Source organism: Nocardioides albus, from assembly GCF_014648255.1.
Taxonomy (GTDB): Bacteria; Actinomycetota; Actinomycetes; order Propionibacteriales; family Nocardioidaceae; genus Nocardioides; species Nocardioides albus.
Map to the genome: position 1 here is coordinate 214815 of NZ_BMQT01000001.1, position 16478 is coordinate 231292.

Annotated in this window: 11 protein-coding genes and 1 tRNA gene; 5 read left to right on the forward strand and 7 right to left on the reverse strand. The window is 69.3% G+C overall.

Annotation, left to right across the window (positions count from 1 at the left end; all coding sequences use genetic code 11):
• Positions 1–4: 4 nt before the first annotated feature.
• The gene (locus IEY84_RS00965) at positions 5–1507 is read right to left on the reverse strand and encodes a serine hydrolase domain-containing protein (protein WP_183541373.1); all 1503 of its coding nucleotides are present in this window, start codon (positions 1505–1507) and stop codon (positions 5–7) included.
• A 118-nt stretch (positions 1508–1625) separates the two neighbouring features.
• Between IEY84_RS00965 and IEY84_RS00970 the strand changes: the two genes are divergently transcribed.
• Both IEY84_RS00970 and IEY84_RS00975 read left to right on the forward strand, forming a co-directional pair.
• Positions 1626–3050, forward strand: a complete 1425-nt coding sequence (locus IEY84_RS00970; RefSeq protein WP_183541374.1) for an aminopeptidase P family protein — start codon at positions 1626–1628, stop codon at positions 3048–3050.
• Positions 3051–3174: 124 nt separating this feature from the next.
• Entirely contained in the window at positions 3175–3963 is a 789-nt protein-coding gene (locus IEY84_RS00975) for an N-acetylmuramoyl-L-alanine amidase (protein WP_189129284.1), read from the forward strand.
• A 23-nt stretch (positions 3964–3986) separates the two neighbouring features.
• On the opposite strand, the gene IEY84_RS00980 is transcribed toward IEY84_RS00975, so the two are convergent.
• On the reverse strand, positions 3987–5654 hold the full coding sequence (locus IEY84_RS00980) for a hypothetical protein (RefSeq protein WP_183541376.1): 1668 nt from the start codon (positions 5652–5654) through the stop codon (positions 3987–3989).
• Positions 5655–6122: 468 nt separating this feature from the next.
• On the opposite strand from IEY84_RS00980, the gene IEY84_RS00985 reads away from it, so the two are divergent.
• Positions 6123–6199, forward strand: a tRNA-Arg gene (locus IEY84_RS00985).
• A gap of 22 nt (positions 6200–6221) precedes the next feature.
• Here IEY84_RS00985 and yczE read toward each other — a convergent pair.
• A complete protein-coding gene (gene yczE / locus IEY84_RS00990) occupies positions 6222–6845 on the reverse strand; it encodes a membrane protein YczE (RefSeq protein ID WP_183541378.1) in 624 nt (207 codons plus the stop codon).
• Between the two features lie 78 nt (positions 6846–6923).
• On the opposite strand from yczE, the gene yczR reads away from it, so the two are divergent.
• Positions 6924–8354, forward strand: a complete 1431-nt coding sequence (yczR, locus tag IEY84_RS00995) for a MocR-like transcription factor YczR (RefSeq protein ID WP_183541380.1) — start codon at positions 6924–6926, stop codon at positions 8352–8354.
• A gap of 6 nt (positions 8355–8360) precedes the next feature.
• Here the strand turns inward: yczR and IEY84_RS01000 are convergent, their stop codons facing one another.
• Complete coding sequence (locus IEY84_RS01000; protein WP_183541382.1) at positions 8361–9422, reverse strand: DUF1152 domain-containing protein; 1062 nt, start codon at positions 9420–9422, stop codon at positions 8361–8363.
• Positions 9423–9488: 66 nt separating this feature from the next.
• Positions 9489–10787 (reverse strand): HNH endonuclease, encoded by a 1299-nt coding sequence (locus IEY84_RS01005; protein ID WP_183541384.1) that lies wholly within the window; start codon positions 10785–10787, stop codon positions 9489–9491.
• A gap of 537 nt (positions 10788–11324) precedes the next feature.
• Here IEY84_RS01005 and IEY84_RS01010 point away from each other — a divergent pair.
• Positions 11325–12959, forward strand: coding sequence for a long-chain fatty acid--CoA ligase (locus IEY84_RS01010; protein ID WP_229788203.1), 1635 nt, complete (start codon positions 11325–11327; stop codon positions 12957–12959).
• Between the two features lie 12 nt (positions 12960–12971).
• On the opposite strand, the gene IEY84_RS01015 is transcribed toward IEY84_RS01010, so the two are convergent.
• Positions 12972–15710, reverse strand: a complete 2739-nt coding sequence (locus IEY84_RS01015; protein WP_183541386.1) for an AfsR/SARP family transcriptional regulator — start codon at positions 15708–15710, stop codon at positions 12972–12974.
• Positions 15711–15844: 134 nt separating this feature from the next.
• Positions 15845–16429, reverse strand: coding sequence for a hypothetical protein (locus IEY84_RS01020; RefSeq protein WP_183541389.1), 585 nt, complete (start codon positions 16427–16429; stop codon positions 15845–15847).
• Between the last annotated feature and the right edge of the window lie 49 nt (positions 16430–16478).

The following is a 16478-nucleotide window of genomic DNA, read 5'->3' on the forward strand; positions in this document are numbered from 1 at the left end:
CAGACTATCGGGCGTGTGCCTCCTGGTTGGGAGGGGACGCCGGTCGAGACGTTCTTCGTCCCATCAGTCGAGCGACGACCAGGGCGATGCCGACCGCGGCCCCGGTGAGCAGCAGGATCATCGCGGCCGGGTGGAGTCCGAACACGTCAGCCGGGACAGCACTGTTGTCCTGCAAGGTGGTGGCGACCCCGAACAGCAGCACGACGACAGCCGGCGCGATCAGCTGTGGCACCAGCCGAAGGACGTAACGCCACCACGGCCATGCCGCTCGACGCTTCGCCCAGCCGGGAGCCCGTCGCAGCCCGAGGACGCCCAAGCCCACCGCGAGAATGGTCAGTAGCCCGAGACCGAGGTCGACCAGAATCGCGACGGGAGCTCTGGTGCCCGGCTCGTGGCCCTCGGTGATCTCGATGATGCCACCGCTGATGTTCCACGGATGACCGGTCACGATCGTCGAGCTGTTCAGGATCACCATCACGCCGTAGCCGCTGCTCGGCACCAGGTGCTGCTGCGCGCTGACGGTCACGTCGGTGCCGCCGTGCCCGAGCCGTGCGGGTTCGACCCCGGCGGCCGAACCGACCCAGCCGAGGCCGGCCCGTGCCGATCCACCACCAGGCTGCACTGTGTGCGACTCCCGGACCAGGTCCGCCGAGAGCAGGCGTCGGCCGTCCGGACCGACGCCGCCGCGCTGCTGCATCGCCAGCCACTGCGCCATGTCGTGAGCCGTCGTCACCACTCCGCCCGCTCCAGCGACCATCGCCTCCATCTCAGGCCACTTCCACCCCCGCCCGTACGCCAGCACGTGACCATCGGCGAGCCCCGCGACATGCTCGTTGCTGGTCGTGGTGCTGAGCGTGTCGTCCATCCGCAGCGGCTCGAAGACGTTCGTACGCAGGTAGTCGTCGAACCCGGTCCCGCTGACCACCTCGACCAACCGGGCGGCGGTCCAGAAGTTGCCGTTGCTGTAGCGGTAGCCCGACCCGGGGTCGGCCGCCAGTGCCCACTCCCGCTGACGCGTAACCCCCTCCTTCAGGGTGTCCGCCGGCGGGATGATCGTCGGGGTGACGTGGCCCGAGGTGTGACTGAGCAGCTGCCGGACCGTGATCTCGGTGGCCCGGACATCCGCCATCTCGAACTCGGGCAGATAGCGCTTCACCGGTTGATCGAGCTCCACCTCTCCCTGGTCGACGAGCTGCAGCACCGCAAACGCCGTGATCGACTTCGAGACCGAAGCGATCCGCATCTTCGTGCTCGGCGTCACCTGTTGACCGTCCGAGGTCTCGCCGAATCCGCGCTCGTGGACGAGTTCGCCGTCATGCACCACGGCGATCTCAGCCCCCGGCAACCCATGCCGGTCGAGGTAGGACTCGACGAAGTCGTCGATCCTCTCGGTGTCCAAGGCGGTGGCCTGGGCTGCGGGCCGGGCCGTGGCCGGGCCGGCGCTCGTCAACGACGCCAGGACGAGCACCAGGGCCGTGAGGGAGAGAAGAATGTGCACGCGAGGCATGGGCCCATCATGGTCCGGCGGAGGTGTGTGCGTACCCGCCTAACGGTAGGTATGCACACTGACGAAAGTCGGTATCGGCACTGCGCGCGTGCGTTCGGGCACGGCGTACGATTCCGGTATGACGGAAAACGGCGCCCCCACCCCTGCAGACGACCACACCGAGAGCCACGACCAGACGGTTCCGGAGGCGTGGTCCGCGTTCATGAGGGAGGGCTGGGACGACCGCGAGGCCGAGGTCCCCGAGCATCCGATCACCCCTTGGGCGGCCGCCCGCCGCGAGCGCCTCTCGGGCATCTTCCCGGGTGAGCGCCTGGTCGTCCCGGCCGGCACCTACAAGGTCCGCGCCAACGACACCGACTACCGCTTCCGCGCCGACACCGCGCACGTCCACCTGACCGGCAACCAGACCTCCGACGCCGTGGTCGTCATCGAGCCCGACGGCACCTCGGTGCTGTACGCCCGCCCGCGCAGCGGTCGCGACACCGACGAGTTCTTCCGGGACCGTCAGTACGGTGCGCTCTGGGCCGGGGCGCGCCCCTCGGCCCGTGAGCTCTCCGACTCGCTCGGCATCGAGGTACGCCACGTCGACCAGCTCGAGTCCGGTCTCGCCGGCAACACCCCGACCCGCGTGCTCCGCGGTGTCTCGGCCGATGTCGACAAGCTGGTCGCTCCCGCTGAGAGCTCTCGGGACGCGGAGTTCGCCAAGGCGCTCTCCGAGCTGCGTCTGATCAAGGACGAGTGGGAGCTCGGCGAACTGAAGGAGGCCTGCGACATCACCGTGCGCGGCTTCACCGACGCGGTCAGCGAGTGGGACCAGGTCCTGAAGCACGGCGAGCGCTGGATCGAGGGCACCTTCTTCCGCCGCGCCCGCGCGGAGGGCAACGACCTCGGCTACGACTCGATCGTCGGCGGTGGCGCCCACGCCACCACGCTCCACTGGATCGACAACGACGGGCCGATCGTCCCCGGCGAGCTGGTCCTGCTCGACATGGGCGTCGAGGGCCACAACCTCTACACCGCCGACATCACCCGCACGCTCCCGATCTCCGGGAAGTTCACGCCGCTGCAGCGCAACCTCTACGAGCTCGTCTACAAGGCCCAGCAGGCCGGCATCGAGGCGATCCGCCCGGGGGTCACCTTCCGGGCCGGCCACTTCGCCGCGATGGAGATCCTCGCCCACGGCCTCGACGACCTCGGGCTGCTGCCGGTCTCCGTCGACGAGGCGCTCTCCGAGGACAACAAGACCTACTCCCGCTGGACCCTCCACGGCGTCTCGCACATGCTCGGTCTCGACGTCCACGACTGCGCCTCTGCGTCGAAGGAAACCTACATCGAGGGGCCGCTGCAGGAAGGCATGGTCCTCACCGTCGAGCCTGGCCTCTACTTCCAGAAGGAGGACAAGCTCGTCCCCGAGGAGCTGCGCGGCATCGGCATCCGCATCGAGGACGACATCGTCGTCACCAAGGACGGCTCGGTGAACCTGTCCAAGGGCCTGCCGCGCACTGCCGACGACGTCGAGGCGTGGATGGGTCAGTATCTGTGAGGTGAATGCTGACCGAGGTAACTCAGTCGAGTCGCGGTTCCTGCGTGGAGTTCCACGAGGGAAGCGGCTGCTGACCGAGTTACCCTTCGACAAGCTCAGGACATCGCCTCGGTCGGCGATCGCCGTGGCCGGTTGCCTAGCCCTGGCCTCGGCGCTGATGGCGTGCAGCCCAGGACGTACGCCACGACAGCAGCCCGCCGCTTCACCATCCGCGACGGCGTCCCCGTCCGCGCCCCCGTCGAGCAGTTCTGACGACATCTTCGAGGGAGCCGTGGTCGGGATCGACCCGGGCCACAACGGCGGCAACGCCGGCGCCCCCGAGGTGATCAACGAGCCGGTGTGGAACGGGCGCTCGCAGAGCCCGTGCAACACCACTGGCACCGCGACCGACGACGGCTATCCGGAGACCGACTTCACCTGGGCCGTGGCCACGAAGCTCGCCGCCGACCTGCGCGCCTCCGGCGCGAAGGTGGTCATGACCCGAGACAGCAACACCGGAGTCGGGCCGTGCATCGATGAGCGGGCGGAGATCATCAACGACGCGAAGGCCGACGTCGCGATCGACATCCACGCCGACGGCGCGGCCGCCTCCGAGCGCGGCTACTCGCTGCTGATCCCGGTGCCCTCAGGCACGAACGACGAGGTCGTCGAGCCCTCCCGACGCTACGCCCGGATGCTCCGCACCGAGATGCGAAAGACCGGGATGCCGCTGGCCTCCTACCTCGGCGAAGGCGGGTTCGTGGAGCGCGACGACCTCGCCGGCCTCAACCTCACCACGGTGCCGCAGGTGCTGCTCGAGACGGGCAACATGCGCAACGCCCGCGATGCGCGCCTGCTGAAGTCCGACCGGTTCCAGAAGCGGACGGCCGCCGCCATCAAACGGGCGATGGCGGCGTACCTCCGCTCACGCTGAGCTCAGCCCATCTCGGGCCGGGATCAGAGCTTCCGCCACTCGACGGGCTCGAGGTCGTACTCCTCGGCGATCGGTCCCCACGCCTTGGCGGCCGCCTTCTTCGAGTCGTGGCTGGCCAGGCTGAGCTGGGTCGCCTTCGCCAGCTTGCCCTTGCCCCCGACGCACTCGCCGTCAGCATTGACCTTGCGCTTCTCGCCCCACGCCGCGAAGGCGAGGTCGGCGTTCTGGGAGGTCAGCCATGCGGACTCGAGGTTCTTGACGAGCTTCCGCGATCCCGGGAGGGTGGCGGTGTCGATCTTGGCGACCTTCGTCGCCAGCGTCTTGCGAGACGCCGCGGCGTCCTCGAAGGTCTGGATCGCCTCATCGATGTTCTCGCACGCCTCGAGGTCCGCCTGAGCCGCGCCGATGGCCGACTTGTCCTTGGCCGAGGTCTGGATGAGCTCGTCGATCTTCTTGGCCTCGCCCGCGGCGCCGCCCTCGGTCGTGGTGGCGCCCTGGGTGGTGCCGGTCTTCGCGTTGGCGTCGCCGCTGTTGTTGACCACGCCGATGACGAAAGCGATGATCCCGACCACGACCGCCACCACCAGGATGATCAGGCCCCAGCGCTTCAGATCGAGGCCACCCGGCCCCTTGCCCTGACCACCCTGGCCGCGCTGCGGCTCGTAGCGAGCGTCGTAGGCATTCCCGTACGGGTCGTAGCCCTGCGGCGCCATCGGAGGCGGCGCCGGGGTGTTGGGCCCGCCGCCGACCGGCGGCTGCCCCACCAGGGTGGCGTCGGCGTAGACGTTCTGCGCGTAGGGGTCCTCGTACGGCTGACCGAACGGCTCCTCGGACCGATCCTGCGGCTGCCCGAACGACTGGTCGTAGTTCTGGTCGAAGCCTTGGTCGTAGTTCTGGTCGTAGGCCTGCTCATACGGCTGGTCGAAGCCCTGGGACCACTGGTTGTGGTCCGGCTCCAGCTGCGGCGCGAGGGGCGCATAGGCGGGATCACCGTACGCAGGGGGCTGCTGTGCCTGGCCTGGCTGATCGTCCTCGTAGCGTGCGGCGGGTGCCGGAGCGTCGAACTGCTGCGGCGGCGCGAACTGCTCGAACTCATCGCGCGGGCGGGTGCCGCCAGGAGCGTCGTCGCCGGCGTCGAACCGAGGACTCATTGCAACTTGGGTCTCGTCCGGACGGGGCGGCTCCGGCTGACGACGCTCGACCGGCGGCATCGCCTCGTGGGTCGCCTCATCGGCCAGGCCGCCCCTCTGCGGCGCAGGATCGACGAAGGTCGGGTGCTCGGCACTCTGGTTGTGCGCCGCGGCCGGACGCGAAGGAAGCGGCGCCATCGTCGGCTCGGGGCTCTGCGCCTGGGGCCCCGGCATCGACGGCTCGGGTGCGGACTGCTCAACCACCCGCTCCTCGATCGGCGTCGGTGCGGCTGCCCGCGGCTCAGGCTCCTGCGAGGTCGGCTCCGGCTCTTCCTCGTCGCGCTTGCGCTTGGGCAGGAAGAGCGACTGCGACTGGCTGGCGAGCTCCGGCTCGAACTTCGGCGTACGCGCCGCCAGCCCGAACAGGCCACCACCGTCCGAACCTGCGGGCGGCGGGGCCATGCCGCCGCCGAAGGCCGGCTGCTCACCGCTGGACCCGGTCATGTTCAGCTGGGGCGCCATCGAGGCCCCCGGCGTACGCCTGACCTGTCCGAGCGGCAACGGGGCCGGCTCAGCGTCGGCCTCAGGCGCGGGCGTAGCAGCTTCCTGCCCACGCCGCGGCAACGACAGACCACCCTGCTCAGGTTCGGCACCCCGCTGCGGCAGTCGCGGAGGGGCGACCGGTTCCGGTGCACCCTGCGACGGCGGCTGATGAGCGCTTCTGACGGGGGTCCCACAACCTGTGCAGAAGCGCATACCGGTGACGGCTGCACCGCACGAGGTGCACATGGACTCCATAGTCATGTCCGGGGACCTTACCGATGATCCGGTCCAGTCTCGAACCCTCGTGGTCCGACACCTGGACACTCAGGTCGACAGTGTGGGGACAGTGCGCCCAAATACCCCCCACACCTTGGTAACACTCCGGTCAGTGTTCCGGATTGCGATGCACACATGGGATACGGGGACCGGTAAGATCGGGCGCGGCCTGCGCAAACCCACCTCGGACGAGGTGCCCACGCGGGCCACGCCTCCGTAGCTCAGCTGGATAGAGCATCGGCCTTCTAATCCGACGGTCACAGGTTCGAATCCTGTCGGGGGCGCCACCGGAAACCCGTGTGGGTTAAATCATGCGCCCGCGCGTGTTTCCACCTCAGCCGCGGCAGCAGCCGACCGCCCGGCATACACGGTCCTGAAGAACGGCAGGGTTCGGTGCACCAGCGGACCGATGAGCAGCGCCTCCGCGACCGTGCCGACGCCCACGAGACCGCCGAGCATCCAGCCGACCGCGAGCACGGTGATCTCGACGCCCCCTCGGCAGAGCCAGACCGGGGCGCCGGTCCGCTCGTGCAGACCGGTCATCAGACCGTCACGCGGACCAGGACCGAGGCCCGGGGCGATGTAGATACCCGTCGCTGCGGCGAGCAGGAGCAGGCCGCCGCTGAACAGCGCGATCTGAGCCCACAGATCGGTGGGCTGCGGGAGCACCCGGAACCCGACCTCGGCGGAGGTGCCGACGAGCAGAACGTTCAGCACCGTGCCGACACCCGGCCGCTGGCGCAGCGGGATCCAGAGCAGCAGGACGACCAGCCCGATCAGGTTGGTCATCATCCCGAAGGAGACGCCGGTGATCTCGACGAGTCCTGAAGTCAGCGCATTCCACGGAGCCAGGCCGAGCGAGCCCTGTACGAGCATGGCGACTGCGATGCCATAGAGGAAGAGTCCAGTTATCAACCAGGAGAGCGACTTCACAGAGAGATCCTTCACGATTGCAAAGCCAATCACGGGTCCAATCAAAGGTAAAGGAGCCAATCAGCGTAAGGTGGACTCATGCCTCGCGGACGAATCGGTGCCACTGCCCTCGCTGGCCTGCTCGGTCAGTGGCACGGGGACGGCCCGGCCTATGAGAACCTCGCCGAACGGATCCAGCTGCTGCTGATCGACGGACGGCTCTCCGCCGACGTACGGCTTCCGTCGGAGCGCGAGCTCTCCGAGCGGCTGATGCTGAGCCGCACCACGATCACCGCCGCCTACCGTCGGCTGCGAGAGCGCGGCTACGCATTGAGCGTGCAGGGTTCGGGCACGACGACGAAGCTTCCGCCGACCGCGCCTGACTCCTTCACCGAGGGCGGCGAGATCGACCTGGTCAGGGCCACCTTGCCGGCCACCCGACGGCTCCCAGAAGCAGCCGTCGAGGCGACCAAACGGCTCGCCGACCACATGACCGGCCCCGGCTACACGCTGTGGGGCATCGAGGAGCTCCGCGCCGAGATCGCGGCGCGCTACACCGTTCGCGGCCTGCCGACCGACCCCGACCAGATCATGGTGACGACCGGCGGTCAGAGCGCGATCGCGCTGCTCGCCCGCACCGTGATCAGCCGCGGTGACCGGGCCTACGCCGAGAGCCCGTCCTATCCCAACGCGTACGACGCCCTGAGCCTCGCCGGTGCCCGGATCATCACGAGCCCGGTGACCACCGACGCCGGCTGGGACATGCCCGCGATGGAGGCGGCCATCGCCCGGACGACACCTGTGATGGCGTACGTCATGCCCGACTTCCACAACCCGACGTCTCGCTCGATGTCGACCGAGGACCGGCTCCGCCTGCTGCACGCGGCTGCCAAGGTCGACACGCTCGTGGTGGTCGACGACACCACCGCCGAGCTGGACATCGACCGCAGCCACACCTTCCCGCCGCTGGCCGCGATGGCAGATCAGCATCAGGCCCGGGTCGTCCACATCGGCTCCGCGAGCAAGATGCTGTGGGGAGGGCTGCGGGTCGGCTGGATCCGGGCCGATCCGGTGCTGCTGACCCAGATCGCCAGCGGACGCTCCGCCACCGATCTCGGCACCCCGATCTGGGAGCAGCTGGTCACCACCATCCTGTTCCAGCATCTTCCCGAGATCCTCGAGGAGCGTGCCGCGCAGCTCGCCGCGGGGCGTGCTGCGCTCTATCACGCGATGCGGGAGCATCTCCCCGACTGGGAGCTGCCGCCACGTATCGACGGCGGGCTCTCCGCCTGGGTCGGTCTCCCGGCGCCGGTGAGCTCCCAGCTCACCCTCGCCGCCAGGCCCCACGGACTGCTCGTCACCGCCGGGCCCCGGTTCGGGGTCGACGGGGCGTACGAACGTCATCTGCGGCTGGCGATCACGCCCCGACCCGAGCTCGTCCGTCGCGGAGTCGAGATCCTGGCCGAGGTCTGGCCGCGTGCCGCCTCCACCCCTGCGCTGGCCCTCACCACCTCCGAGGCAGTGGTCTGACCGGCATCAGCCACGCTCAAGGGCTTCGAGCGCCCACAGCCCGAGGCCCTCGAAGCGTGCCGACTCATAGCTCGGCACGTCCCCGCTGGTGGCGTCCAGGAGCCGGCGGGTCGTGATGTGCGAGGCGCCGCGGGCAAGACCGGCTCGAGCCAGCTCGGCTGCTGCGGTCGCCGGCGGCGGATCCTCGTGGCGCTGCCGCGCCCGTCGCCGCTCGTAGTCGAGCTCGTCGACGGCGATGGTTCGGATGATCGACTCGGCACTCCCGAGGCTGCGGGTGTCCTTCAGCGCACGGGCGAGCGGAAAGTCGTGAGCATCCAGGTCCTCGAGGAGCCACACCGCGGCGCTCTCCTCGGTCACCGGAACCGGTGCACACCCCCGCCTCATCTCGACGGCACCCCGGAGGCCGTACGCCGCGGCTGCCGCCAGGGTCGTCGCCTCGGTGGGATGCCAGCTGAGCGGATCGCGAAACCTGTCCACATCCGTCGCCACGAGCTCTCCGGCACGCTTCGCGCCGAGGTCGCGGAGGATCCCGGTCACCGCCTCAGCGGAGAGCTCCCCGTCCACCCCAGGACCGAGAACGGCAAGCTGAACCGGAAGATCGACGTCGAGGGCCGCGGCCAGCGTCAGTGAGTCGGCCAACGGACTCAGCAGCCCGGCCTCGTCGCCCCGAGCGACGATGTCACCACCGACATCCACCACGGTCAGCGCATCGACACCCAGCGCCCGGGAGAAGTGCGTGAGCTGTTGCCCCAGCCCGATCGCCCCACCGGAGAAGTCGTGCAACAGCAGACGCGCGTCCACGTCACCGGCCAACCGCGGCAACACGGACCGCCCGGACGGCAGCGTGTCCGCCGATGTCGATATCTCGGCCCGTACGCCATCGATCAGTCGAAGTCCGATGAAGTCACCCCGCGAGCGCGGCCCAGGCACCGGATCGATGCGAAGCCGCTCCCAAGCACACGTCGACACCAGAGCCCTGCCGTCCGCGTCGGGTTCGAGAACCCCGCGCACCAACAGCGCCCCGAGGGCATCACCCCCACCACCGGACGCGACGTAGAGAGTGCTCACGCTGTCGATTGTGGCCTCTGAGAATCGTTGGCGCCACCGTCGTATGTCACTCAGCGGTCCTTGTGACTACGCCGCGAGGTCGTGGTCAAGGAGTACGGCGCGCAGCATGAACTCGGCTGTGGACAGGGGCGGTTTGTCCGACGCCCAGGCCTCCGGTGGTGGGCTGGTGTAGGTGTGCCCGGTGGGTGTGATGGTGATGATGCTGCCGTCGGGTCCGGGTCTTGCCTGCCAGCCGAGCGCTTCCTTGGCCTGATTACATCGCTCACACAACCCTTGAAGGTTCTCGGCGCTTGTTGCGCCGCCGTCCGCGTGGCGTTCTACGTGGTCGACGTTGCGGATCGGGGCGTCGCAGCCGTTGGTGCGGCAGATCCCGCCGTCTCGGGTGGTGATGAACTCTGCGAGTCCGTCGGGGGCTTTGCGGGAGCGGGACTCCATCGCGACGAGCTGGCCGGTCGGGTCGGTGAACAGTCTCCGGACGAAGACCTCGGCGTCGGCGAGTGCTTCACGGGCCCAGGTCGCGGGGACGGGGCCATAGCCCTCGACCATGGCGGGCTGGTCAGCGTCGTTGGTGAGAGCGTCGGCAGTCATCACGATCTTGACCTCGATCCGAGGCTTCACACCTTCGGTGCCTGCGCGTCCGGTGACCCTGTCGACGAGGGTGTCGGCCATGACCTGGCCACGGGTTCGTTCATCGCCGGCCGCTTGGGCTGCTTTGGCGGCCTGGTCGAGGGCGGCGTAGACAGCGACGCCGTCCTTGACCGGCAACAAGGCGCCGAGCCAGGTCATGGTGTCCGGCGCCGGCCGGACACTGACCCGGCGGTCCCTATCCGCGTTCGAGGCCCGGGCTACGACGGATTCTTGGTCGAGGGTGATGGCGAGCTTCTTGGCGGCGTTCTCGAGCTGCCGTGGCCCCATGGCCACGACCCTCGGAACCTGCCCGTCTTCACCACGAGCGCAGAGCTGGTAGTCGATGACTCGACGGTCCTCGACCGAGAGGCAGGCGGTCTCGCGGGCGAGGATGCTGGCCTGCCACTGCGAAAACAACCCGGCCTTCATCAACGCATACGTGTGCGGCATCTCTGCCACCAAGACCTTCGCCAGACCAAGGAAACTGGCGCCCTTGACGGGTGAGACCCGCCGCGCCAACGCCACCTGGGACGCGACCCCTTCACCGAGCTTGCGGGCAGGAACCCCCGCCTCCGCTTGGCGGACGCGGACAGCGTCCTCGAGACGTACCGCCGCTTCTGCCTGCACCGCTTCGGCGACGCACTTGACCTCTTCGAGCCGAGTGATCCAGTCGACCAGCTCACTTTCGGACGCACCCAGGGGCGGCCCGGCAAGGAGCTGGTCGACGGTCTCATTCATACCCCCAATTATATGCGAAACAGCACGTCGCCGCTACCTGTTTGTGCTGGTCAGCCCCGAATTATGCGGTCAGTGAACATGTGACGTGATCTCCGCGCCACACCCTCGCCGCCGCCCCGATACTGGCGAAATCTTTTCTCGATCAGGTGCCGGGTCAAGGACCGCGGAGCGGCCGGCGAAGCCGGCGGGCCGAAGGCCCGTCCTTGACGCGGCGCATGATCGAGAAACAATCAATCAAGGGTCGGCGGCGAACCCAGAAACGAAGAAACAGTCGCGTAGCGAGGTGTCCCGAACCGACCGTGTTGGTCTCGACACGCCTCCGCCTAGCGGCTCCGGCGGCTCGACCAGCGGGGAGAGGCGGCTCGACCAGCGGGGCGAGGCGGCTCGACAAACGGCGAGGCGGCTCGACCAGCGGGGCGAGGCGGCTCGACAAACGGGGAGAGGCGGCTCGACCAGCGGCGGCGAGCCTCGGCACCGAGGCCCACCGAACAAGAAGTTCACCAGAACTCGTTGTGACCCGCACCACATTGAGTCACGATGTCCAGCATGCAAGGACTGATCCAAGACGCACCGCTGACCATCGAAACGATCATCCGGCGCGCCGAGCGCGTCTTCCCGACGCGGGAGATCGTCACCAAGACCGCTACCGGTCTGGAGCGCAACACGTTCAAGGACCTCGCCGTAGAGGTACGCAAGCAGGCAGGGGTGCTCGACAGGCTCGGCATCTCCGAGGGCGGCCGGGTGGCGAGCTTCGCTTGGAACACCCTGCGCCACCTGGCGCTCTACTACTCCGTCCCGTGCACCGGCCGGGTGCTGCACACGGGCAACATCCGCTACTTCCCCGAGCAGCTGGTCTACACCTTCAACCACGCCGAGGACGAGGCCGTCTTCGTGGACCGCTCACTGCTCGGTCTGCTGGCCCCGCTCCTCCCCCAGCTGACCACGCTCAAGCATGTGATCGTGATGGACGACGGTGCGCCGACGCCGCTCCCGGACGATCCGCGGGTCGTCTCCTACGAGGAGCTGATGGCCGACGCCGAGGAGGGGGCGATCGAAGGCCGAGTGACTGACGAGCGCACCGCCGCCGGGATCTGTTACACCTCCGGCACCACCGGCAACCCGAAGGGCGTGCTCTACAGCCACCGCTCTCAGTACCTGCACGCGCTGGCTTCCCTGGCCGGCAGCCTCTTCGGCACCAACGACCGTGACCGTGTGCTTCCCGTGGTGCCGTTCTTCCACGCCAACGGCTGGGGCTTCGCCCACTCCTCGCTGCTCGCCGGGGCCAACCTGATCCTGCCCGGACCCGACCTCTCGCCCGGCGGGATCATCAAGCTCCTCGAGGCCGAGAAGGTGACGATCGCCGCCGGCGTGCCCACGATCTGGATGGGCATGGTCCCGCTTCTGAAGGACGCCGACCTGTCCGCGCTGCGCGTGGTCATCTGTGGCGGGTCCGCGGTGCCGAAGTCGCTCTCGGAGGCGTGGCGCGAGGCGATCGGCCTGCCGATCACCCAGGCGTGGGGCATGACCGAGATGTCGCCGCTCGGCAGCGTGTTCAACGAGCGGGCCGAGATCGCCGACCTCTCCGAGGAGGAGAAGGCCGACTATCGTACGTCGCCGGGCATCCCGGCCGTCGGCGTCGAGCTCCGCATCGTGGAGCCGGGCACGACCGACGAGCTCTCCTGGGACGGCGAGACCACGGGCGAGCTGGAGTGCCGCGGTCCGTGGATCGCGTCGGGCTACTACAAGGTCGACGCGCCGAGCTCTTTCTCCCCCGACGGCTGGCTGCGCACCGGTGACATCGCCGCGATCGACCCGCTGGGCTACGTACGCATCGTCGACCGCACCAAGGACCTGGTGAAGTCCGGTGGCGAGTGGATCTCCACGGTCGCGATCGAGAACCTCATCATGGGCCACCCGAGCATCGCCGAGGCCGCGGTCGTCGCGGTGCCGCACCCCAAGTGGGGCGAGCGGCCGCTGGCGTTCGCGGTGGTCAAGGACGGTGAGTCGGTGACCAAGGAGGAGCTGCTCGGCTACCTCGCCGAGAACCTCGGCAAGTGGCAGGTGCCGGACGACGTGGTCTTCATCGACGAGGTGCCCAAGACCTCGGTCGGCAAGTTCTCCAAGAAGACGCTGCGCGAGGAGTACGCCGACTACAAGCTGCCCACCGCCTAGCTCGAGGCAGGCTCAGCCCAACTGCGCGAGGATCGAGTCGCACTCGTCCCTCGCGCAGCGGGCGTCCTCGTGCTTGCCCAGCGCGGCACGGGTCTCGGCGAGATGGCCGAGCGCGTCGGCGAGTCCGGGCAGGTCGCCGGCGGCGCGCAGCTTGGTCACCGCCTCCTCGAAGTGCCCGGCCGCCTCGTCGGCCGCGCCGAGCTGCTGGTGGATCCAGCCGATGGTGGCGACGACGTTGCCCTCGCTGCGGTAGCCCGGGGCGACCCGGCGCAGCTCCATGAGAGCCGCCTCGCAGTGCCGGAGCCCGGCCTCGTACGCCCCGTCGAGGGCCTCATAGAGACCCAGCCGGCCGGTCGTCCAGGCCGCGCGGATCGGGTCGCCGGCGCGAGCGAAGACGTCCGCCGCCCGAGCCGCGTACGCCGCAGCCCCAGCATGATCGCCGGACGCCGTGGCCACGGTGGCCAGCCGGTGCAGGGTCTTTCCCTCCGAAGCCAGATCGGCGGACTCCATCGCCAGGTCGAGAGCACGACCGAGGTGGTCGAGGGCGTCATCGACGCGCCCCAGGCGCCCGCAGGCGGCGCCCGCAGCGCGGTGCACGACGCCGAGTCCGCCCGGGTCGCCGCCCTGCGAGACCTCGCGGCGCACCCCGGGGAGCGCGGCCTCGGCCAGCGAGGCGAGCTCGATCCAGCGCCCTTGGAGGTCGAGCAGGCGCTCGAGCGCACCGATGAGCAGGACGATCCGGTCGGACGCGATGCCTCGGGCGACGGCGGCGTCGATCACCCGCGCCATCACGGGCAGCTGCGCCGCGATCCACGCCAGCGCCTCACCGCTGTCGCCGACGACCTCGATCGTGACACCGTCGCGCATCGGCTCGGTGGCGTCGAGATGGTTCTGATGAGGGTCGTAGGCGCTGTGCGCGGCGCGGGCGCTGAACACGTAGTGGTCGATCATCCGCAGCTCGGCCTGCTCACGCAACGAGTCCCGCTCGCCCGCGGCGAGGTCGGCGGCGTACTCCCGAAGCAGGTCGTGCAGCACGAACCGACCGGGAGCGACCTCGGTCACCAGGTTGGCCTCGCTGAGCTCGTCGAGCAGGCGGCGGGCAGGCACCCGGGAGATCCCGGCCAGGCTCGCCGCGGCCGGGACGGTGAACGTCGGCCCGGGATGCAGGCCGATCAGCCGGAACAGCCGCGCCGCCGGCTCGGACAGGTGTCGGACCGACCAGGAGAACGTCGCCCGGAGATCCCCACGGCCGCCGCCGAACCCGTCCAGGCGGGACTCGCCGAGCTCGTCGGCCAGGTCGGCGAGAGCGTACGCCGGGCGAGTCGCCGCCCGCGCGGCCACGATCGACAGCGTCAGCGGCAGCGAGGCGCACAGCGCGATGATCCGGTCAACGGCCTCCGGCTCGGCCAGGAGCCGCTCGTTGCCGAGCCTCCCGGCCAGCAGCTCGTACGCCTCGTCGTCATCGAGCAGGCCCAGCTCCATCGGTCTCGCTCCGGCCTCCGCGACCAGCCCGGAGAGCCTGTTTCGGCTGGTCACCAGGGTCATACACCCAGGGCTGCCGGGGAGGAGGGATCGGACCTGCTCGCTGTCGCGGGCGTTGTCGAGCACCAGCAGCACCCGCTTGCCGGCGAGCTTGCTGCGCAGCAGGCCGGCGCGGCCGTCGATCTCCTGCGGCTGTCGGGACCGCTCCACCCCGAACGCCTCGAGCACGACCCCGAGCGCATCCAACGGGTCCAGCGCATCGCGCGGGTCGAAGCCGCGCAGGTTCACGAACACCTGTCCGTCCGGGAAACGCGGAGCGGCCCGGTGCGCCCAGTACAGCGCCAGCGTCGTCTTGCCGATCCCTGCCGTGCCGGCGATCGCCGAGATCACCACGGCCCGTCCGCCGTCGTCGACCAGCTGCTCCTCGACCAGCTGGTCCAGCTTGGTCAGCTGGTCCTCGCGGCCGGCGAAGGCGGCGACGACCGGCGGCAGCTGGCGCGGCACGATCTCCACGCGGGTCGGCGACGCCCCGGACCCGGGATCGTCTCCGTCGAGGATCCGCAGCTGCAGGTCGCGTACGTCCTTCGAGGGCTCGACCCCGAGCTCGTCCCGAAGGATCAGGAAGAGCCGCTGGTAGGCGTCCAGGGCCTCGGCCGTACGACCGGAGTGCCACAGCGCCGTCATCAGCAGCAGCCACAAGCGCTCCCGGAGGGGATTGGCCTGGACGACCGGACCGAGGTCACCCACCACCGCGGCCTGCCGGCCGAGCGCCAGATCAGCCGCGGCCCTGGACTCGACGGCGACCAGGCGCAGCTCCTCGAGCCGCGCCGCCTCGGTCAGGATCATCGGCGACTCCCCGACCGCTCCGTACGCGCCTCCGGCCCACAGCCCCAGCGCAGCGTCGAAGAGCATGCTGGCCCGCTCGGGGTCCCCGGCCTCCACGGAGATCCGGCCCTGCTCGACCAGGTCCTCGAAGCGGGCCTGGTCGACGTCCGCTCCGACCAGCGCGTAGCCGTTCGCCCGGCGCTGCAGATGGCGGCGATCCTCGCCGAGCGCCCGGCGCAGGTCACGGATGCGCTGGTGGAGCAGGTTCACCCCCGTCGCCGGGGGCGAACCTCTCCACAGCTCGTCGATCAGCAGGTCGGTGGAGACCGGCGTCCCACGCGCGGCGACCAGCAGCGCAAGCAGCGTACGCCGCGTGCGCGACAGCCTCTGTGCGGTGCCGTCGTCATGGATCAGCTCGACGGCACCTAAGACCCGGACCCGCACCACACCTCCCATTGACCGCGCAGCATTACGCCCGAGACGCCTTATCGTCTCATCACCACACAGGGTGGTGACGCGTGATGCCGCCAGACGGTTGCCTGGAGGTTGGTGCTGAGCCCGGATTCAGTGTTTCTGTCTCACGGAACCCGCCACAGACCGCTCTCGCCGCCCTTGTCGACCCGGAAGCCGACCTGCTTGATGTTCACCCCGACCGGCACGACGAACGGCACCAGGGCCGTCCGCTGATCCCGCGGCTGCAACCCGAACGGGTTCGGGAACACCTCGCCGCCGTCCACGGCCACCGCGCCGGGCAGGCTCGTGTACTTCTTGCCCGCGGCATCGACGACCGTCGTGCCAGCCGCCGGCGAGTCGTTGAAGACCCGCGACCCGGCGTTGACGATCTGGACCTCCACTGCCATCACACGCATTCCCGGCGGGGCCTTGGTCCCGTCGGTGAACGACGTCTCGAAGACGTCCTGCACGATCACCCGCAACAGGATTCCTGGCGCCTTGCCCTTGATGGTTCCTTCTGCCGTCAACCCGAGCTGCTGGTTCTGCTCGATCCTTTCGGTGCTGTCGACGGTGATCACCTTCTTCTCCATCGCGGGATTCTCACCGTGATCGTTGGTGTGGACCCCGTAGTCGATGGAACTGTCCGAACCGCAGCCGACCCCGGCCGCCGCGACGGCTCCCCCGAGGATCAGCATGGCCATGCGACGCACACGCACTCCTTATGAAATTTGTTGCCATGGAAAGGAAACTGTTCCCCCT